The organism is Tabrizicola sp., assembly GCF_034366665.1.
GTDB lineage: Bacteria > Pseudomonadota > Alphaproteobacteria > Rhodobacterales > Rhodobacteraceae > Tabrizicola.
Window position 1 is genome coordinate 33700 of record NZ_JAXMMF010000122.1, and the last position, 18945, is coordinate 52644.

The 18945-nt window shown below is 66.3% G+C and carries 24 protein-coding genes; 17 read left to right on the forward strand and 7 right to left on the reverse strand.

Annotation, left to right across the window (positions count from 1 at the left end; all coding sequences use genetic code 11):
- Window positions 1–72: 72 nt before the first annotated feature.
- Window positions 73–882 carry a Ku protein gene (locus tag U1E69_RS17485; protein WP_322245702.1) on the forward strand — a complete coding sequence of 270 codons (810 nt, stop codon included), beginning with the start codon at window positions 73–75 and terminating at the stop codon, window positions 880–882.
- Here the strand turns inward: U1E69_RS17485 and ligD are convergent.
- Window positions 879–3392: a DNA ligase D gene (gene ligD, locus U1E69_RS17490; RefSeq protein ID WP_322245703.1), complete on the reverse strand. Its 2514-nt coding sequence runs from the start codon at window positions 3390–3392 to the stop codon at window positions 879–881. The genes U1E69_RS17485 and ligD overlap by 4 nt on opposite strands.
- Window position 3393: 1 nt before the next feature.
- On the reverse strand, window positions 3394–4230 hold the full coding sequence (locus tag U1E69_RS17495) for a Ku protein (protein ID WP_322245704.1): 837 nt from the start codon (window positions 4228–4230) through the stop codon (window positions 3394–3396).
- A gap of 185 nt (window positions 4231–4415) precedes the next feature.
- Between U1E69_RS17495 and U1E69_RS17500 the strand changes: the two genes are divergently transcribed.
- From U1E69_RS17500 to U1E69_RS17520, 5 genes are all read left to right on the forward strand, one after another.
- Entirely contained in the window at window positions 4416–4889 is a 474-nt protein-coding gene (locus U1E69_RS17500) for a sigma-70 family RNA polymerase sigma factor (protein WP_322245705.1), read from the forward strand.
- 75 nt (window positions 4890–4964) lie between these two features.
- On the forward strand, window positions 4965–5462 hold the full coding sequence (locus U1E69_RS17505) for a ferritin-like domain-containing protein (RefSeq protein ID WP_322245706.1): 498 nt from the start codon (window positions 4965–4967) through the stop codon (window positions 5460–5462).
- 102 nt (window positions 5463–5564) lie between these two features.
- Window positions 5565–5786, forward strand: a complete 222-nt coding sequence (locus U1E69_RS17510; protein ID WP_322245707.1) for a hypothetical protein — start codon at window positions 5565–5567, stop codon at window positions 5784–5786.
- Window positions 5783–6640 carry an SDR family oxidoreductase gene (locus tag U1E69_RS17515; protein ID WP_322245708.1) on the forward strand — a complete coding sequence of 286 codons (858 nt, stop codon included), beginning with the start codon at window positions 5783–5785 and terminating at the stop codon, window positions 6638–6640. The genes U1E69_RS17510 and U1E69_RS17515 overlap by 4 nt, the downstream gene beginning before the upstream one ends.
- A 143-nt stretch (window positions 6641–6783) precedes the next feature.
- A complete protein-coding gene (locus U1E69_RS17520) occupies window positions 6784–7149 on the forward strand; it encodes a hypothetical protein (protein WP_322245709.1) in 366 nt (121 codons plus the stop codon).
- Window positions 7150–7205: 56 nt separating this feature from the next.
- Here the strand turns inward: U1E69_RS17520 and U1E69_RS17525 are convergent, their stop codons facing one another.
- Together U1E69_RS17525 and U1E69_RS17530 are read right to left on the reverse strand one after the other, a co-directional pair.
- Window positions 7206–7712: a ferritin-like domain-containing protein gene (locus tag U1E69_RS17525; RefSeq protein WP_322245710.1), complete on the reverse strand. Its 507-nt coding sequence runs from the start codon at window positions 7710–7712 to the stop codon at window positions 7206–7208.
- Between the two features lie 121 nt (window positions 7713–7833).
- The gene (locus tag U1E69_RS17530) at window positions 7834–8130 is read right to left on the reverse strand and encodes a hypothetical protein (protein ID WP_322245711.1); all 297 of its coding nucleotides are present in this window, start codon (window positions 8128–8130) and stop codon (window positions 7834–7836) included.
- Between the two features lie 151 nt (window positions 8131–8281).
- Here U1E69_RS17530 and U1E69_RS17535 point away from each other — a divergent pair, with 151 nt between their 5' ends.
- The 3 genes from U1E69_RS17535 (at window position 8282) to U1E69_RS17545 (ending at window position 9391) form a co-directional block, all read left to right on the forward strand.
- Entirely contained in the window at window positions 8282–8839 is a 558-nt protein-coding gene (locus tag U1E69_RS17535) for a DNA-3-methyladenine glycosylase (RefSeq protein ID WP_322245712.1), read from the forward strand.
- Between the two features lie 212 nt (window positions 8840–9051).
- Window positions 9052–9207, forward strand: a complete 156-nt coding sequence (locus tag U1E69_RS17540; protein ID WP_322245713.1) for a hypothetical protein — start codon at window positions 9052–9054, stop codon at window positions 9205–9207.
- 1 nt (window position 9208) lies between these two features.
- The gene (locus U1E69_RS17545; RefSeq protein ID WP_322245714.1) at window positions 9209–9391 is read left to right on the forward strand and encodes a DUF3008 family protein; all 183 of its coding nucleotides are present in this window, start codon (window positions 9209–9211) and stop codon (window positions 9389–9391) included.
- Here the strand turns inward: U1E69_RS17545 and U1E69_RS17550 are convergent.
- Window positions 9388–9633 carry a hypothetical protein gene (locus U1E69_RS17550; protein WP_322245715.1) on the reverse strand — a complete coding sequence of 82 codons (246 nt, stop codon included), beginning with the start codon at window positions 9631–9633 and terminating at the stop codon, window positions 9388–9390. The genes U1E69_RS17545 and U1E69_RS17550 overlap by 4 nt on opposite strands.
- Before the next feature lie 125 nt (window positions 9634–9758).
- Here U1E69_RS17550 and U1E69_RS17555 point away from each other — a divergent pair, with 125 nt between their 5' ends.
- On the forward strand, window positions 9759–10055 hold the full coding sequence (locus U1E69_RS17555) for a PRC-barrel domain-containing protein (RefSeq protein WP_322245716.1): 297 nt from the start codon (window positions 9759–9761) through the stop codon (window positions 10053–10055).
- Window positions 10056–10178: 123 nt separating this feature from the next.
- Entirely contained in the window at window positions 10179–10379 is a 201-nt protein-coding gene (locus tag U1E69_RS17560) for a hypothetical protein (protein WP_322245717.1), read from the forward strand.
- Window positions 10380–10439: 60 nt separating this feature from the next.
- Here the strand turns inward: U1E69_RS17560 and U1E69_RS17565 are convergent, their stop codons facing one another.
- Window positions 10440–10607 carry a hypothetical protein gene (locus U1E69_RS17565; RefSeq protein ID WP_322245718.1) on the reverse strand — a complete coding sequence of 56 codons (168 nt, stop codon included), beginning with the start codon at window positions 10605–10607 and terminating at the stop codon, window positions 10440–10442.
- 282 nt (window positions 10608–10889) lie between these two features.
- Between U1E69_RS17565 and U1E69_RS17570 the strand changes: the two genes are divergently transcribed.
- The 6 genes from U1E69_RS17570 (at window position 10890) to U1E69_RS17595 (ending at window position 17110) form a co-directional block, all read left to right on the forward strand.
- Window positions 10890–11465 carry a hypothetical protein gene (locus tag U1E69_RS17570; RefSeq protein WP_322245719.1) on the forward strand — a complete coding sequence of 192 codons (576 nt, stop codon included), beginning with the start codon at window positions 10890–10892 and terminating at the stop codon, window positions 11463–11465.
- Window positions 11466–11591: 126 nt separating this feature from the next.
- Window positions 11592–12131: a hypothetical protein gene (locus tag U1E69_RS17575; RefSeq protein WP_322245720.1), complete on the forward strand. Its 540-nt coding sequence runs from the start codon at window positions 11592–11594 to the stop codon at window positions 12129–12131.
- A gap of 280 nt (window positions 12132–12411) precedes the next feature.
- Window positions 12412–13086, forward strand: a complete 675-nt coding sequence (locus tag U1E69_RS17580) for a hypothetical protein (RefSeq protein ID WP_322245721.1) — start codon at window positions 12412–12414, stop codon at window positions 13084–13086.
- 150 nt (window positions 13087–13236) lie between these two features.
- Entirely contained in the window at window positions 13237–13890 is a 654-nt protein-coding gene (locus U1E69_RS17585; protein ID WP_322245722.1) for a hypothetical protein, read from the forward strand.
- A gap of 78 nt (window positions 13891–13968) precedes the next feature.
- Window positions 13969–16059 carry a catalase gene (locus U1E69_RS17590; protein ID WP_322245723.1) on the forward strand — a complete coding sequence of 697 codons (2091 nt, stop codon included), beginning with the start codon at window positions 13969–13971 and terminating at the stop codon, window positions 16057–16059.
- Between the two features lie 223 nt (window positions 16060–16282).
- Entirely contained in the window at window positions 16283–17110 is an 828-nt protein-coding gene (locus U1E69_RS17595; protein ID WP_322245724.1) for a DUF481 domain-containing protein, read from the forward strand.
- Between the two features lie 35 nt (window positions 17111–17145).
- On the opposite strand, the gene U1E69_RS17600 is transcribed toward U1E69_RS17595, so the two are convergent.
- On the reverse strand, window positions 17146–18828 hold the full coding sequence (locus U1E69_RS17600) for a sensor histidine kinase (protein ID WP_322245725.1): 1683 nt from the start codon (window positions 18826–18828) through the stop codon (window positions 17146–17148).
- Between the last annotated feature and the right edge of the window lie 117 nt (window positions 18829–18945).

Below are 18945 nucleotides of genomic sequence, written 5' to 3' on the forward strand. Positions count from 1 at the left end.
GTGGCGGCGATATGTTCCAGCGGAACCGGGGGGCCGCTTGTCGGTTGACCGATGCCGAAAAGGAGCATCCCCATGCCGCCGCGCACATTCTGGAAGGGTTATCTGAAGCTTTCGCTTGTCACTTGCCCGGTGGCGATGATGCCCGCCGTGACCGAGGGCGAGCGGCTGCGCTTTCACACGCTGAACCGGGCGACCGGAAACCGGGTGCAGCGCCAGTATGTCGACGCCGAAACCGGCAAGCGGGTCGAGGACGAGGATCAGGCTCGCGGTTATCCGCGCGGCGAGGATGACCATGTGATCCTGGAAGACGAGGAACTGGACGCGGTCGCACTGGACAGCACGCGGACCATCGACATCCAGGAATTCGTGCCGTCGGACAAGATCGGCTGGATCTGGTTCGACCGTCCGCATTTCCTGCTGCCCGACGATGCGGTGGCGGAAGAGGCGTTCTCGGTCATCCGGGACGCGATGCGGTCCACGGGAACTGTCGGCATCGCGCGGCTGGTGATGTATCGCCGCGAGCGGGCGGTGATGCTGGACGCGCGCGGCAAGGGGATCGTGCTGTGGACCCTGCGCTATGGCGACGAGGTGCGGGACGACCGCGACTATTTCGGCGATGTGCGTAAGGTCAAGCCCGATGGAGAGGCCCTGAAACTGGTCAGCAAGCTGATCGAGGCCCGGACCGCGGACTGGGACCCCAGGATGGTCGAGGACCCGGTGCAGGACCGCCTGCTGGAGCTGATCGAGACCAAGCGGAAGGGCCGCAAGCCCGCGCGCAAGTCCAAGGGCGAGGAGCCGAAGGAAAGCGGCAAGGTGGTCAGCATCATCGACGCCCTCAGGCGCAGTATCGCGGCCGAAAAGCCCGCCTCTCGCAAGCGCTAGGCGTTCAGTGGGCGCGCGGCCTCGGCAAACTCTGCCCAGGGGTCGGCGCGCAGGTTGGCCAGACGCGTGGGCATGGTCAGCACGGTAAAGTCGGACGGGGCGACGCCCGCAGAGAGTTCCTCCCAGGTGACGGGGGCCGAGACATGCGCACCGGGCCGGGCGCGGGTCGAGAAGGCGGCAACGGCGGTCGCCCCGCGCTGGTTGCGCAGGTAGTCGACCAGAATTTTGCCCTGCCGCTTCGACTTGGTGATGGTGGACACGTAGGCGGAGGGGTCGTCCGAAGCCATCTCCTGCGCAAGGTCGCGGCAGAAGGTCTTGACGGCGGGCCACTCGGCTTTGGGCTTCAACGGGGCCACGACATGCAGCCCCTTCCCGCCCGAGGTCTTGACGAAGCCAGCCAGGCCCTTGCCCTTCAGCCGATCCCGCACGTCCTGCGCCGCGCGGACCACATCCAACCACTTTACCCCGTCGCCGGGGTCCAGGTCGATGACGATCCGGTCGGGACGCTCCCAGTCCTTCAGGGTGCTGCCCCAGGGGTGGATCTCCAGCGCGGCGGACTGGGCCAGGGCGATCAGCCCATCCAGATCGGCGATGGCCAGGGAGGGGGCGTCCTTCGGCTCGGCCGGGTCCTGCACCCGCAGGATGGCGGCGTTCATCCCCTTCCATTCGTGTTTCTGAAAGAACTGCTGCCGCCCGCCCACACCGTCGGGCAGGCGCAACAGGGCCAGGGGGCGGCCCACGATATGCGGGGCGATCCAGGGCCAGACCTCGGTGTAATAGTCGGCGAGGCCCGCTTTGGTGACGCCCTCGTCCGGCCAGTAGACGCGTTCGGGATGGGTCAACCTTATCCGGCGCACGGGAGGGGCCTGGGGGGCTTCGACGGGCGCGGGCAGACCCTCTCCGGTCACTTCGCGCGGGTCCTTGTCCTCGCGCAGGCCCTTGAAGGACGCGTGGCGCAAGTTGCCGTCGCCGGTCCAGGCGCGGAAGTCGACTTCGGCCACGAGGTCCGGTCGTACGAAGCGTACGCCGCGCGCGTCGGCCCGGGGCAGGGGCGGCTGGAACGGCTGGGTCTCTGTCTGAAGCGCCACCAGGCGGTCATGCAGCTGTTCGGCCTGCGCGACCGAAAACCCGGTTCCCACGCGCCCCACCGGCCTTAGTCTGTCGCCGTCATAGACCCCCAGCACCAGCGACCCGATGGCGCGGGGCGACACGGTCGAGGGCAGGAAGCCGGCCACCACGAACTCTTGCCGGGCCGAGCATTTCGATTTCACCCAGGCCTTGCCGCGACCGGGCTGATAGCGGCTGTCGCGCAGTTTCGAGATGATGCCTTCCAGCCCCAACCGGCAGGCATGACGCAACACCACCTCGCCCTTGTCCGAGAGATGCTCGCTGATCCGCAGCGGACCAGAGGCCGTTGTAAGACTCCCCTCCAGAAGCCTCTTGCGGTCGACCAGCGGCAGGCCGGTCAGGTCGCGGCCATCAAGGTGGAGAAGGTCGAAGGCATAGTAGACCATCCGGTCCGTCCGCCCCTCGGCCAGGTCCGCCTGCAATGCCGAGAAATCCGAGGATCGGCCCGAGGCTTCGACCACGATCTCGCCGTCCAGCACCGCCTGCTGCACCGGCAGGCCGGTCAGCGCCTTTGCGATGTCCGGCCCGAACCGGTCCGTCCAGTCGCGACCGGACCGGGTGAAGAGCCTGACCGTGCCAGCCGCGATCTGGGCCTGGATGCGGTAGCCGTCGAACTTGATCTCGTGCAGCCAGCGGTCGTCGCCGGGGGTGGACTTGACCAGCGAGGCCAGCATCGGCGGGATGAAGCCGGGGAGATCTGCCTTTGGGGTTTTCGGTTCCGGGGTTTTCGGTTCCCGGGTTTTCGGTTCCGGGGTTTTCGGTTCCGGGATTTTCGGCTTGCCAGTCGTCTTCTTCGCCTTTGCTGCGCGGGCGGGCTTGCCCCCGAGGTCTTCGATCAGGCGGCCGGTCTTCACCGACTCGGGCCGTTCCTCCAGGATGTCCGGCGCGGCCTCGTCGCGGGCGCTGGCGTCCTCGCCCTTGATCAAAAGCCAGTTCTCGCGCTTTTCCCGAGGCTTGCCGCGCATCCGGATCAGGTGCCAGCGGCCTGAAAGCTTTTCGCCCTTCAGCTCGAACTCCAGATGCCCCTTGGCATAGCCCTTGGCCGCGTCGAAGACCGGGGTCCAGGTGCCGCGGTCCCAGACGATCACTGTCCCCGCGCCATACTGGCCTTCGGGGATCGTGCCCTCGAAACTGCCATAGTCCATCGGGTGATCCTCGACATGGACCGACAGGCGCTTTTCGCCGGGCACCAGGCTTGGCCCGCGCGTGACGGCCCAGCTTTTCAGGACCCCGCCCATTTCCAGCCGCAGGTCATAGTGCAGACGGGTGGCGGCGTGCTTCTGGATCACGAAGACCGGGTCGCCTTTGGAGGCCTTCTTGCGGCCCTTCGGTTCCGGCGTCGTGGCGAAGTCGCGCATCGACTGGTAGGTTTCCAGCGCCATCCTAGCCTGCCTTCCGCCGTGGAGCCTTGCCCTTGGGCGCAGGCTTCGCAGGGAGGGCCTTCTTCGCCGCCTTGGCGCTTTCGCGCAGCGCGGCCATAAGGTCCACGACCTTTTCGCGCGGAGCTTCCTTGCGCCGAGGCGGAGCGCGGCCTTCCAGCTTGGCCTTCACCAGCTCGGCCAGCGCCGCATCGTACCGGTCGTCGAAGGCCTGCGGGTCGAAGGCGCCCAGCTTGGTCTGGATGATATGTTCGGCCAGCTCCAGCATCTCGCCCTTGATCTGCAGGTCGGGGATGTCGGCGAAGGCGCGTTCGGCCGACCGGACCTCGTAATCGAAGTTCAGCGTGTTGGCGATGAAGCCCGCACCGTGGGGCCGGATCATCACGGTGCGCAGGCGGCGAAACAGGACCGTGCGGGCCAGGGCCGCGACATTTGCATGATCCATCCCTTCGCGCAGAAGGGTGTAGGCCTCGACCGAGGCCGCGTCCGAGGGACCCAGGTAATAGGGCCGGTCGAAATAGAGCGTGTCGATGTCGCGGCAGGCGATGAAGGACTCGATCTGCAAGGTCTTGTCCGAGGGCGGGACGGCGGCGGCGATCTCTTCCTGCTCCAGCAGAAGATAGTCGCCCTGGTCCACTTCATACCCCATCACCTCATCATCCTTGTCCACCGGCTTGCCGGTTTCAGAGTCGACAAGTTCATTCTTCAGCCGGTTGCCGGTGCGGCGGTTGACCATGTGCAGCGCCACCCGGTCCGAGGTGGTGGCCGCCGTGTAAAGCGCTACGCCGATGCTGATCTCGCCCAGCCGAAGCCGGCCCTTCCAGTTCGCCCGCGGTGCCATGCAAAGCCCCTTCGCAACCGTCGGCCGCAGTCCGGCCGTGGCTTGAACCAACGGCGGCTGGGGTCGGTTCCCGATTGCCCCAATGTCTTCGGCTGGAAGCTGCCAGTGCCCGCAACCGTGAAGGGACCCGGTCGGAACCGCCCCTTGGCCCCGGCATTAACCCCCGGGCGCAGGAGAACGAACGAATGTCAGACGACGTGCTGAGTCACATCCCCGCACTGCGGCTGTTTGCCCGGTCGCTGACCGGGCGCTACGGCGATGCGGATGATCTGGTGCAGGACACGCTGGTCCGCGCCATCGCAAGTGCGCAATCCTACACGCCGGGGACGAACATGCGGGCCTGGCTGTTCACCATCATGCGCAACCGGTTCTACAACGACCGGGTGAAGCTTGCGCGGGAAAGACCGGGGGCCGAGGACTGCATTTCCTCGGTCCCGACGACGCCGGAGACCCAGTACTGGCACGTCCGGGGCCGCGAGATCGAGGCCGCCCTGATGGGCTTGCCGCAGGCCTACCGCGAGGCGGTGATGCTGGTCCTGGTGACGGGCGAAAGCTACCAGTCCTCGGCCGAAATCCTGGGCTGCGACATCGGCACGATCAAGAGCCGGATCAACCGTGGCCGCAAGCTGCTGCAGACCGCCCTGGGCGAAGAGGTGTGATCTGACGGGGAACTTTCGTCCCCCAAGTTGGTTGAGGGTCGGGACCACGACACACCGCAACGCTAGGAGAGCGACATGAAGACGAAGACCATGGAAGACCTGTTCCACGAGACCCTGAAGGACATCTACTACGCCGAACGCAAGATCCTGCGCGCCTTGCCGAAGATGGCCCGTGGCGCGACATCGCCCGATCTGAAGGCCGCCTTCCAGAAGCACAAGGACGAGACCGAGGTCCAGGTGGAACGCCTGCAACAGGTGTTCGAGCTGATCGGCAAGCCCGCGCGCGGCAAGACCTGCCCGGCGATCGACGGCATCCTGGAAGAGGGCGAAGAGGCTCTGCAGGCCTTTGCCGACAGCCCGGCGCTGGACGCCAGCCTGATCGCGGCGGCCCAGGCGGTCGAGCATTACGAGATGGCCCGCTACGGCACGCTGCGCCGCTGGGCCGAAGTGATGGGCATGAAGGACGCCGCAAAGCTTCTGGACCAGACGCTGCAGGAAGAGGGCATGACCGACGAGGCGCTGACCCAGCTTGCTGACACGTCGATCAACCAGGCGGCGCTGCAAGCCGCCTGACCCACTGCCTTTGCCCGGTTTCGTCTACTCCCCTTTGCCGGGCAAAGCAGGCGGCCCCGCGCCCGGATCGCGGGGCCGCTCCTCCATCTGAAAGTGCGCGCGATGTCCAACAACAGTGCCGACCCCGATCCAGGCCCCGATCCTGCCCCTGCCAACGAAAAGCTGCGGCGACCAAAGCCGAACGTGATCGACCAGCGCCAGCAGCAGATCGATCCGGCGGGCCAGCACCGGCAGGACCCGGACGCGCGGCCTGACGCCAACCGCAAGCAGCCCGGCGGCAGTGTCCACAATGGGCAGCGCAGCGAAAAGGACAGCCAGCCATGACCGACTACCCCAAGTCCCCCTTCCCCGAACAGACGCAGGAACCTCCCGGCAGTTTCGTGCCGATGCAGCCACGTCCCGATCACGGCGAGACGACCTGGGTCGGTGCCGGTCGCCTGCAGGGCCGCGTGGCGCTGATCACCGGGGCCGACAGCGGCATCGGCCGGGCCGTGGCCATCGCCTTCGCGCGCGAAGGGGCCGACGTCGCGCTGTGCTATCTGAACGAGACCGAGGATGCCAAGGACACCGCCAAACTGATCGAGGCCGAGGGGCAAAGCTGCGTCCGCATCCCGGCAGACCTGGGCGACCCCGTCGCCTGTCGTCAGGTGGTCGACAAGGTGATCCAGGAATGGGGCCGGATTGACATCCTGGTCAACAACGCGGCCCATCAGGCGGTGTTCGAGACATTCGAGGACATCCCGGCAGAAGAGTGGGACCGCACCTTTGCGGTGAACATCGACGCGATCTTCCACCTCTGCCAGGCCGCCGTGCCGCACATGGGGGCGGGAAGTTCGATCATCAACACGACGTCGATCAACGCGGACAAGCCGAACCCGACCCTTTTGGCCTACGCCTGCACTAAGGGGGCGATTCAGAACTTTACCGTGGGGCTGGCGCAACTGCTGGCGGAACGCGGAATCCGGGTGAACTGCGTCGCTCCGGGGCCAGTCTGGACGCCGCTGATCCCCTCCACCATGCCGGCCGAGAAGGTCGCGACGTTCGGCCAGGACAGCCCGATGAAGCGGCCCGCGCAGCCGGTCGAGCTGGCCTCGGCCTATGTGATGCTGGCCGAGCCGATGTCGAGCTATGTCTCGGGGGCGACCATCGCGGTGACGGGCGGGCAGCCGATGATCTGATCGGGTGGTTCGGAAAGGTCAGGGGCTCACATCGCTGAAAACTGTCCTGGGCCGGTGGCTGGCGACGGCCACAGGAACAATCCCACAGCCTGGCTGTTGACAGGTCAGTAGGACTTTTCCCCAGAAAGGATACGGCATGACCGATGTACCGCCCCCCCAGACCGAACCCGTCCCGGATCGATCCCACCATTGATCCCCGGATCGACCCGCGGATCGACGGCGGAATCGACGGGCGACCGGTTCCCGAAAGACTCCGGTCGTCGCAGATCAGCATGTGGCTGGTCTTTCTGGTGCTGGCCGCGGTGATCCTGGCCGCCATCGCCTTCAGCGTCAACCGGTCGACCAGTGTGGTCGATACCGCCCCGACCGAACCTGCGGCCACCACAACGCCCGATGCGACCGAGGTCGTTCCGGCTGACTCCGCCCCTGACCCCGCCCCGGCCGCGACAGACGAAGCCACGACCCCGGAGGCCACGCCCGGAAAGGGTGGCACGACGACCACCCCTTAAGAACACATGACCAAAGGCCGCGCCGGATCGGGCGCGGCCTTTCGGTCGGGCATCGTCTAGCGCTGGGCAGGCAGGTCCAGCTCGGCGCGGCTGAGGTACGTGCGCGTGATCTCGGCCGAGTGACCGGCCAGCCAGTCGGCCATCGCCTCTTCCTCTTCCAGGCAGCGGATGAAGACCTCGACCGCCTCGGTGTCGCCCAACTGTTCGGCTGCGGTGATCAGGATGCGATAGGTCGCGATCTCCATGTTCTCGAACGTGTAGCTGCCCAGCGTGCCCTTCACCACTTCGTCGCCGGTGAACATGCCCGACATCGACTGCGCAAAGGCCGTCATCTTGCCCAGCGTGTCCTTGACCACCGACGCGTTCGCACCCTGCCGGTCGAGAAGCCGGGACAGGGCCGAGACCTGGCCTTCGGTTTCCCGGATATGGTCCTGAATCCGTTTGCGCAGCTGGGGATAGGTTTCCAACCGGCTTGCCATGCTTTGCATCATGGCAAGCGCCTGTTCTTCCATTGCGTGAGCGTCGCGCAGCCAGGCAAGGTAATTCTGACGGGTCTGTTCCATCGGGTGTCCTTCATGAAAGGCGGGCGACCGCTGCCGGAGGGGCACGGTCGAAACCGGGACAAAGCCGCCGTCGCTCCTGGGTAGAACCGGGCAGGATGGGGATTGTTCCCGCGTTCGCCGTTCAGTCGGAGGCGGTACGGACCAGACGTCTGAGGACCTGGAATTCGTCGGCGCGGGCCAATTCCTGCTCGATCCCTTCGCCGGGCCCATCGCCGGGCCCTTCGCCGGACGCAGCGCCGGGGTCTGCGTCCAAGACCCGGTAGATCGCGCCTTCGTCCAGCCAGTCCAGCATTTCGGCCCGGCGCGCCGGGGGCAGGTCGCGCAGAAGCTCCACCAGGATTCGCCGGTGCGCCAGAAGGCGGCCTTCAAGCGGAAGCGAGAAGGGCGGGACGGGTCGGTGGGATTTGAGGTTCGACATGATTCATGTGCTCCATCCTGCAAAACGCCCGGATCGGAAAAAGGTTCCCGCCCTGGGAACTTTTTTGCGCCTCCGGGGTTGGGATGGCGCGTCCTTGTGCTGGCGCGTTCTTGTGCTGGCGCGTTCTGGGGGCGTGCCGCACACTGGACCCATGACCATCCGCTTTGATCAGGACATCGTCGACCTGGCCCGCAGCCTGCCCGGCGCGCGGCTTCTTGTGCGGGGTGTCGGCGGCACGGTGATCGAGACCGAGGCCTATGGCCGGGACGATGCGGCCTCGCACAGTTTTCGGGGGCCTACGGCGCGCAATGCGGCGATGTTCGGCCCACCGGGGACGGTCTATGTCTACCTGTCCTACGGCTGCCATCTGTGCCTGAACGTGGTGGGCAGGCCCGGTGAGGCGGTGCTGATCCGCGCAATCCTGCCCGAGGTCGGGCTGGAGGCGATGATCGCCCGGCGGGGCACGGCGCGGGACATCGCCAGCGGGCCGGGCCGGTTGGGTCAGGCCTTGGGAATCGCGCTGACCGACAGCGGCAAGCGTTTCGGCGCAAGCGGGTTCGGGGGCGAGTTCGTGCTGGACGCTGGCGCTCCCGTCGGCGGCCTGCTGGTCGGCCCACGGATCGGGATCACCAAGGCCGCAGACCGGCCCTGGCGGTTTGGTGTGCCGGGCGTGCCCGGGCTAAGCCGGAGGTTTCCTGCCTTCGACTAGCGATCCGTCGCCGGTCAGCGCAGGCCGAAGAAGGACAGGATCGCCACAACGACGACAATCAGTCCGACAATGTAGATCACGTTGTTCATGGCCGTTTCCTTGGTGCTTCGATTGCCGGACCAACGGACGGCGGGCCGCTTTGGTTCCCCGCATGCCTGTGGCCGGGAACAAATCGGGCGTGGCGGGATTGGGGATGGCAAAGGAGATCCCGGATGCCCAACGAACCCGAACCTGCCGCCGAAAAGCGGACCCCGCCGCTGGACCGCCGCAATGCACAAGGCGACCACGAAGGCTCGCCCCACCGGCCCGAGGCATTTGACCAGGCCAATCCGGCAAAGCAGGTGCCGCAGCCAAAGACGGAGGACTGACATGCCCGCGAAATCGAAAGCCCAGCAGAAGGCGGCTGGCGCGGCCCTGGCGGCCAAGCGCGGCGAGGCGGACAAGGACGACCTTTTCGGCGCGTCGAAGGACATGGCCCGGTCGATGACCGAGGCCGAGCTGGAAGAACTGGCCAGCACAAAGCGCAAGGGCCTGCCCCGGAAGAAGGACTAGCCGTCGGCCTCGGACAGGTTCATCACCGCGACGGCCATCCCGAAGGTGCCGAACAAAAGCGCCATCTGCGCGAAGAACAACGCGGTCAGGCTGGCGTCGTGACCGCTGGTGGAAATCAGCCGGGCCAGCTGGCCAAGGTCAGTCCACAGGATCGCAAGTCCGACGGCCAGACCCAGGGCCACCCCGTCGGCAAAGCGCGCAAGCAGGAACCGGATGAGGCGGGGCATGATGAAACGGGGCATGGGGAACCTCCTTTCTCCGGCCAACCGGGACAGCGCACCGATTGTTCCGGGGAACATCGCGGCGCCGGGGCGGTTTCCTGTCGGTAGGGCCGGACTCCCGTCCGGCGATATCCAAGGAGACTGACATGGACCACAGCACGCATACCCCGCTTGGCCCGGCGGAACTGACGGAATCGACTTTGGTCGGGGCCACGATCTACGGCGCCGATGACGAGAAGGTCGGCACAATTTCGCACCTGCACCAGTCCGGCGCGGTCGCTCAGGCGGTGGTGGATGTGGGCGGCTTTCTGGGCATCGGGTCGAAGCCGGTTCTGGTCAGCCTGAACGAGCTGAACATGATGCGCGACCATACCGGTTCGGTCCACGGGATGACGTCCTGGACCAAGGATGAGCTGAAGACCTTCCCCGAACACCGGCATTGATCCAGCGCCGGACGGTCGGCCCGGGGCGGCTGCGGTCGGCCCGGGCCGATCTGTGCGGGGGAACCGGCGCGGCCGCACGGCGTTCTTCCCGGACTTTTGTCACCAAGCGAAAAGGACCCCGCCATGCAAGACCTTCACCTTGGCCGACCCGAGACACCCGACCTGCCGCCGTCCGAGCCCGATCTGCCGGTTCCCGGTGATCCCGTGCAGCCGGATGTGCAGCCCGACCCCATGCCCGATCCCATGCCCGACCCGCAGCCGATCCCGACGCAGGACCCGCAGCAGATCCCGCCGGGCGAGATCACGCCGCCGATACAGGGGTGACGCGTGAATGGGTGATGGGCGACAGACGCGGCGCGGGGTGCCCCCCGGCCTGAGCACGGGTCACCGGCGATCGCTTTTGCGTCTTTGCTTCAGCGTGCGGTCCAGCTCTTGCGCAAGGTCAAGGATCGCTTCGGGCACGGGTTCGGCCTTCACCTCTTCCAGAAGCCGGGCCGAGACGGCGGACAGCGCGGTGTCCTTCTTCGACTCTGGTCCCGAATCCTGCGGCATGCTCTGTCCCCAACTGATCCTCTGCACAACCTATCCCAGGGGTGCGACCAAAACGACGACCAAATTTGGTCTTTTCCGCGAAAGTGATCCCCAGGCTTTGTGCGCGCCTTCTGACTTGTGGAATCTAGCGCGATCTGCGGGTCCTTCCAGAGCCAAATCCGCGCCTGCCGGGACGGCAGTCGGTTTCGCGCGGTTGCTGTTGGCGGCAGCAAAGCGCAGGGTCGGTCGGGCGAAATCGCTGGGGGCCGCATCCACGGCGTGCTTGCCGGAAGGAGTCTTCCCATGACAACCAATCTGAGTGGCAAGCGCGTGCTGGTCGTCGAGGACAACTATCTGCTGGCGATGGACCTGATCTGTGAACTGGAGGCCGCGAATGCCGTGGTCGTGGGGCCGTACAACAACCTGACCGATGCCGTCCTTAACCTGGCACACAGCGACCTGGCGGTTCTGGACGTCAACCTTGGGGGCGAGACCACATTCTGGCTGGCCGACCGGCTGCAGGCACTGGACGTGCCTTATGTCTTCTTCACGGGCTATGACAAGGATGTGTTGCCGGAACGCTTTGCCAGCGTCGACTGCATCACCAAGCCGCAGCCGCCCTCGATCGTTGTCCAGCTGTTGGTGGTCCGGTCGCGCAAGGTGGAAAGCGGGAACATCCTGGACCTGATCCCGATGCTGCGCGCGCGGGCGCGGGGCTTTTTGGCTGATCCGCACGCGGCTGACCGGCTGGTCGAACTGACACTGCAACGCGCGATCGAAGAAGCGGCCCCGATGCCTTCGGGCGCGGCCGTCGCGCCGTGGCTGGTCGACCTGATGGACGACCTTATGGACCTGGGTCCCGGGCACTTCCTGAACTGACCCGACGCAACCGGGAACAAAGCTCCGGCCCTCTGGTTCTTCTCTTCACTGGCGATATCCGGCCAAGCGCCGGTCGCTGTGACTGCGGCCTGATGGCCACCCAGCAATGAGAGAAAGGACGACCCCATGAAACATGCATTTCTTGCCCTGCCCGCCGTGGCACTGTTTGCAACCGGAGCCTTCGCCCAGACCGACACGACCGCGGACGCGGCAACCGGAGCGGACGCCGGTGCCGCCACGGGGATGGAGGCATCCACCAGCTTCGGGACCAACTGGCCGCTGTCGGTCGGGACAACCTTCTTTGCCGACGCGGACAGCAGCGCGCTGCGGTCCTCCGAAGAGATCACCAGCGGCTGGCAGTCGCTGTCGCAAGAGGACCGCGACATGATCAAGGCCGACTGCGTGACGTTCATGGCAGAGCATGGCGACGCCTCGACGGGCGCTTCGACCGACGCCGCGACATCGACCGGGACGGACGCCGCGACGGGGACCGCGACGGACACGGCGACGGACACTGCGACGACCGGCGCGGCGACCGACACCACGGCAGGCGCTGCGACGGGCACGGATGCGGGCACCGCGTCGACCGATGGAACCATCGCGACCTCAGTGGGTTATGACATCACCGAGATGAAAGCCATCTGCGAGGCGGTCGCGCCGCTCTGACGCCCGTCTGCTGGCCGGCTTTTGTCGGCGGCTTTGAAAAACCGACGGGGGGATGTCCCTCCTCCCTGTCGGCGCCGGTGGTCGCAAGCCTTTGGGTTTGTGGCCACCGGTTTTTTTTGTGGCTTGCGGACGGGCAGGGGCCGGTCTGAGGTCGCAAGCCTGGCAGGCCCGTGACGGCCCGAAGCTGGAACATTCGCGGCGCATCCCCGGTTGATCCTTTGTCCGAACAGGACGGCCCGCGACGACGGGCGGGTCCCAAAGCGAGCAACCGGAGAGACCAATGGCACAGAAATACGAAGACGACGATTATGACCGTGGCGGCCAGGGCGGCCGAAGCCGTTCGACTGCCAGCCGTGGCGGCTATGACGACGACATGGAGCGCGGCTACGGCCGTCGCGGCCAGTCGGGAACGTCTCGCGGATCGTCCGCATCCTACCGCGGAGAGGAGGACGACGAATACGGCAGTCTGCGCGGCGACTGGTCCGAAAGCAGCAGCCGTGGTTCCCAGGGTCGGGGCCGGGGCGAAGGTCTTTACGCCGGACAAGGCCAAGGGGACGAAAGCGGCTATGGGCGCGGCTACGGTGGTGGCCAGGGTGGTTACGGCCAGGGTGGCTACGGGCAAAGTGACATGGGCGGCCACGGCGGTTTTGGTGGCGGTTCTGTCCGGGGCGGTTTTGGCCCAGGCCAGAGTGGTTACGGCATGGGCCAAGGCGGGTCGCAGGGCGGCTCGGGCCACGATCCGCACTACCACACCTGGCGCGAGCGGCAGATGCAGGCCCATGACGAGGACTTCAAGGCCTTCAACGAAGAGCGCCAGAAAAAGTTCGAAACCGAGTTCGAGGAATGGCGGAAGAACCGCAGCTCTGGCTCCGGGTCGCAAGGCGGCAGCGCATCAGGCATGAGTGGCAGCTCTGGCTCTGACAGTGGCGGCAGCTCCTCTTCCAAGAAAAGCTGACGAAGGTCGCCTGAACGCACCGGCTGGACCCCCAGCCGGTGCTTTTCTTTGAGGGGGGATCGCTTCCCCAGCGGAACAATCGCCACCCTCTGCGGTTCAACGAAAAGCGGGTGGCAAAGGCCGCCGCACCATCAGCAACGGAGAGCAAGGATGGACAGGAACTCGAATGACCGCGAGCGTGACGAGTATGGCCGTTTCACCACGGATGACGGCCGGGGCGGCAGCGCGTCGCGGGGCGGCGGGCGGTCCTCGTCGCGCGATGGCGACGACCGTCGCGGCAGTGGCGGACGTGGCAGCGATGACCGTGAGCGGGACCGTTCCGGCCGGTTCATGAGCGACGACGACGACCGGGGCGGTCGCTCCTCGGGCCGGGGCGGGTCGCGCGATGACGATGACCGTCGTGGCAGTGGCGGACGTGGCAGCGATGACCGCGAGCGGGACCGTTCTGGCCGGTTCATGAGCGACGACGATGACCGGGGGCGGTCCTCCTCGGGCCGGTCCTCGTCGCGGGATGACGAAGATGACCGTCGGTCGGGACGGTCGTCGCGTGGCGAGGACGGCCGCGGCTGGTTCGGCGATCAGCGTGGGCATGCCGAAGCCGCTCGCCTGGGCTGGGAGAACCGCGACAACGACCGGCGGTCATCTGGCGGGCGGTCCTCGTCCCGGGATGAAGATGATGATCGTCGTGGCGGTTCGCGCGCTTCCGGGTCCCGTGGTGGCGGCGATGACCGCAGCCAGGGTGGCTGGTTCGGGGATGCCGAAGGCCATGCCGAGGCCGCACGTCGCGGCTGGCGCAACCGCTAGGAACCAAGGCTGGCCCCGGCAGTTTCCCCCTGCCGGGGCCAGTCGCCTGCATGCCCCCAGATATCCAGGAGCCACAAGATGAAGACCCAGCTGCAGAATGGAACCGACGGCGGCCCCGCCGAAGTGCACCAGACCGCCACGGACGGCGCCGAGGTGCTGACGACCTCGCAAGGGGTGGCGATCTCGGACAACCAGAACAGTCTGAAGGCCGGCGCGCGGGGTCCGACCTTGCTGGAAGACTTCGTCCTGCGCGACAAGGTCTTTCACTTCGACCACGAGCGCATCCCGGAACGCGTGGTCCATGCCCGTGGCTTCGGGGCGCATGGCACCTTCGAATGTACCCGCGATCTGTCCGACATCACCCGCGCGGCCCCGTTCCAGAAGGTCGGCAAGCTGACCGAGACCTTCGTGCGCTTTTCGACCGTGGCGGGGAACAAGGGGTCGATGGACCTTGCACGCGACGTGCGCGGCTTTGCGGTCAAGTTCTACACCGATGAAGGCAACTGGGACCTTGTCGGCAACAACATCCCGGTCTTCTTCATCCAGGACGCGATGAAATTTCCCGACCTGGTCCATGCCGTGAAGGACGAGCCGGACCGGGGCTTTCCGCAGGCGCAGTCGGCGCATGACACCTTCTGGGACTATATCGCGCTGACGCCGGAATCGATGCACATGGTGATGTGGCAGATGTCCGACCGGACGATCCCCCGGTCGTTTCGCACGATGGAAGGCTTCGGAGTCCACACCTTCCGGCTGGTGAACGCCGAGGGTCAGTCGACTTTCGTCAAGTTCCACTGGAAGCCCCGGCAGGGCCTGCAGTCGGTGCTGTGGGACGAGGCGGTCAAGATCAACGGCGCGGACCCCGACCACCACCGCCGCGACCTGTGGGAGGCGCTGACGACGGGTGACCATCCGCAATGGGAACTCTGCCTGCAGATGTTCGACCAGGACTTCGCCGACAGTTTCGACTTCGACATCCTGGACCCGACCAAGCTGATCCCCGAAGAGATCCTGCCTGCCGAACCCGTGGGCACGCTGACGCTGGACCGCGCCGTGGACAACTTCTTCGAGTTCACCGAACAGGTGGCCTTCTGCACCCAGCACGTCATCCCCGGCATCGACTTCACCGATGACCCTCTCTTGCAGGGGCGCAACTTCAGCTACCTCGACACCCAGCTGAAGCGTCTGGGCAGCCCGAACTTCAGCCAGCTGGAGGTGAACAAGCCGCGGGGCTGTCCGATGAACAACTTCCAGCAGGACGGTCACATGCGGAAGGGCAACCGCAAGGGCCGTATCAACTATGAGCCGAACGGCTTCGAGGAAGGCCCGCGCGAGGACCCGCTGGCGGGCTATGTCAGCTATGCCGCGCCCGTGGAAGGCACCAAGGTCCGGCTGCGTCCGGACAGCTTTGCCGACCACTACAGCCAGGCCCGGCAGTTCTACATCAGCCAGACCGCGGTCGAGCAGCAGCACCTGCGCGACGCGCTGGTCTTCGAACTGGGCCGTTGCGAGCTGGCGCGGGTGCGCAGCGCCATCGTCGGCCACCTGCGCAACATCGACGAGGATCTGGCGGCCGGCGTGGCCGCTGGCCTTGGCCTGCCCGAATTGCCCGCTCCTGCGACGGCGGCCCGGCCGACCCGTCAGGACCTGCCACCCTCGGACGCGCTGAGCATCCTTAAGAACGGGCCGGAGAGTTTTGCGGGCCGGGTCTTGGGCGTGATGATCGCCGACGGCTTCGACGGCACGCTGCTGGACCAGCTGACCAGCGCGGTGACCGAGGCCGGAGGCAAGGTGAAACTGATCGCTCCGCGCGTCGGGGGCGCGCAGGACGACCGGGGCGACCTGCGCGAGGCGCAGTTCAGCGTCCAGGCCGGTGCCTCGGTTCTGTTCGACGCGGTGGCGGTGCTGATCGGCCCCGAGGCCGAAGCGCAGGTCGCGGCGATGCCGGCTGCGCAGAACTTTCTGCGCGATGCCTTCGCGCATGGCAAGTTCATCGGTCACGCGATGGCGGGCGAGCTGTTCAAGGCCGCAGGGTTGAAGGGCAAGGCCGATGAGGGCTGCTTTGACCTGGGGCTCGTGGACGACGGCGAGACGGTGGAGGCCTTTGTCGCAAGCTGCGCGAAGCTGCGGCACTGGACGCGGGACGGGTTGGCGCGGACGGCCCCCTAGCGGAGCGGATTGCATAGTCCGGTGACGGGATCGGAAAGGGGCCCGCCGGGCCCCTTTCTGGATTTGCCGGGCCCCTTTCTGGAATTGGTGGTGCAGATATGGCACGTGGCTGCGCGCCTCCGCTTCGGCGGGAACACTTCCCTGGACCGCAGGTTGAGTCCGGGTGGCGGCTTTCGGGATACAGGCCCGATGCAGGGTGCCGTCGTTTGGGAAAGGACTTGATATGACCAAATCATTCGCCCTTGCCGGGGCGAGCTGGCTGGCGCTTTGCGCAGCCACGGCCACGGCTCAGACCACGATCACCGGGTACGATGACATCGACGACCGGATCACCGACATCGAGGACGTCGCCACCGACGAGATCGAGCGCGCCGATGATCCGCTGCGCTATGGCAACCCCGAGGACCGCCAGGGCTACTCCGGGTCGGCCTCGCTGGCCTATTCCGGCAAGACCGGAAACAACGAATCGCAGGAGTTCAGCCTGAGCACGCGGCTGCGTTATGCCACCGGCCCCTGGGTCCAGACGCTGGGCGTGGCGCTGGACTATGCCGAGGACGATGTCGCGCGGACCAAGGAAGACGCGCTGATCGTCTATGACGCGAACTACTACTTCGACGACCGCTTCTATGCCTTCGTCCTGGGTCGGGCCGAGATCGACGGGCTGGCCGAAACGGCGGACGACATCGACACGGACGCTTTTGTCGGCTTCGGACCAGGCTACCGGATCATCAACGAAGAGAACATGACCTGGCGCCTTCAGGCCGGGGTCGGGGTCAGTTACCTGCGCGATGGCGTGGGTGACAGCGACACCTCGGCAGGGGCGATTGCCAGTTCGCGCTTTTTCTACCGCTTTTCGCCGGATGTCTTCATGACCAACGACACGGACGTATTGCAGGCGAACGATGCGCTGCGGATCAACAACGATCTGGGCGTCAGCTTCCAGATGACCGACGTGCTGTCGACCCGGGTCAGCTATCTGACCGACTATAACGAGGCCCGGGCAATCCGGACCGACAACCGGGTCAGCGTGGCGATCGTCTACGGGTTCTAAGCCCTCTGGCAGGGGCGGCTGCGGTCGCCCCTGCGTTACTCGGCCGGGGCGGTCACCGTTTCGGCCGGGGCTGTCAGGCGGCAGACAAGGCCCTGCGGGTCATGGATGATCTCGACCGACCCGCCGGTCTGCGCCGACAAGGCGTGCCTGATGACCTTGGACCCGAATCCGGTGCGGTCCGGCTTGGTCACGGGTGGCCCGCCGCGTTCGGTCCATTGCAGGGAGAAGGCGTCGCCCGCCTCGTGCGGCTGCACGTCCCATTCGATCAGGACCTTGCCGGTGTCATTGCTCAGCGCGCCATACTTCACGGCGTTGGTGCAAAGCTCGTGGATGGACATGCCGATGGCGGTCGCGACGTTGCCCTTCACCACCAGGTCCGGCCCCTTTGTTTCGACGCGGTCGTGGTTGTCGCCGATGAAGGTCGACACCCCGTTGGTGATCAGACAGCGCAGCGGAGTGCTTTTCCAGCCGGACTGCTTGAGCAGGCGGTTCGCCTCGCTGATGGCGTTCAGCCGGTCCGAGAAGGTGCGCATCGCGGTTTCGTTCCCGGTGTCCGAAAAGGTCTGCCGGGCGACCGCCTGGATCGTCGCCAAAAGGTTCTTCTCGCGGTGTTCCAGTTCGTCGCGCATCAGGTCGCGGGCCTCGTCCGCCTTCTGTCGCGCCTCGCGGTTGGCCAGAAGTTCGGACATGAAGGCATCCAGCGCCGCCCCGGCATCACCGATCTCGCCATCCGTGGCGCTCATCCCGGTGCGGGCCGTGGTCTTGCCGCGCCGCCAGGCCGTGATCGTGTCGATCAGGACCCCGACCGGGCGGGCGATGAAGGCCCTCGCAGTGTAAAGGGCCAGGATCAACGCCAGCAACGTCCCCAGAAGCGCCAGGGCAAGCGCCTGCAGCGCCACGGTGCGCATGGTCTCCAGCCCCTCGGCGATCGAATAGCCCGCGCTGATGTACAGGCCTGTCGCGTTCGCGGCGGGCGGGAAATAGCCCAGAATGCGCGGGGTGCCGTCCCGGCTGACGATCTCAAGCGATCCGGGTTGCGCTGCCTGAATCAGGTGCAAGTACTCTTGCAGGATCTTGGTCCCGACGAAGGTCGCCGAGTCGGGAACCCGCGCCAGGATGGTGCCGCTGCGGTCCACGATGGTCAGAGAATTACCCGCCGCCAGCGTACGGCGCTGCAACCGCTGTTCCATCCAGACCAGGTCAAGATGGGCAACGGCGATGCCGGGCTTCTGGCCCGCCCCCTCGCCGATCCGCAGGGCGACGGGCAGCCTTGGGCCGGCGCTGGCATCGGCGGGGCGAAACATCCCTGCCATCGCCCTTTGCGTGTCGGCCTGCGCCAGAAGGTCCTGCGGCACCACATCCACCTCTCCGGTGGACGTTGAACTGCAACGGATGCCGCCATCCTGGTCCAGAATGTAAAGTTCGGCGACGAAGGCCACGGCCGTCACCGTATCGGCAAGCAGCGTCGAGCAGGCCGCGCTGTCGCCGTTCCGCACGACCGGGGCAGCCGCCAGCGTCCGCAACACGCTTTCCACGCCCGCGAAGGTCTGCTCGACTTCCAGCGAGACCAGTTCGGCCGTGCGCAGGGCGTCGCCGTGCAGGTCGGCGGTCCGGTCGCGCTGGATGGTAAGCAGACTGGTGATTGCAATCGCAACGGCGGGTGCAAGTGCTACCGCAGTGACCACGAGCAGGCGCGAAGACAGCGACTTCGGCCGCACCAGACGCCCTCCCTCATCAAAACCGGGCAATTTTCGCAGGTCTGCAGGGCGACGCAAGCAAAAGCTGCGCCCCGTCCGGGCCTTCAGCAGACAACTGCAAGTTGACGCTGGGGCAGA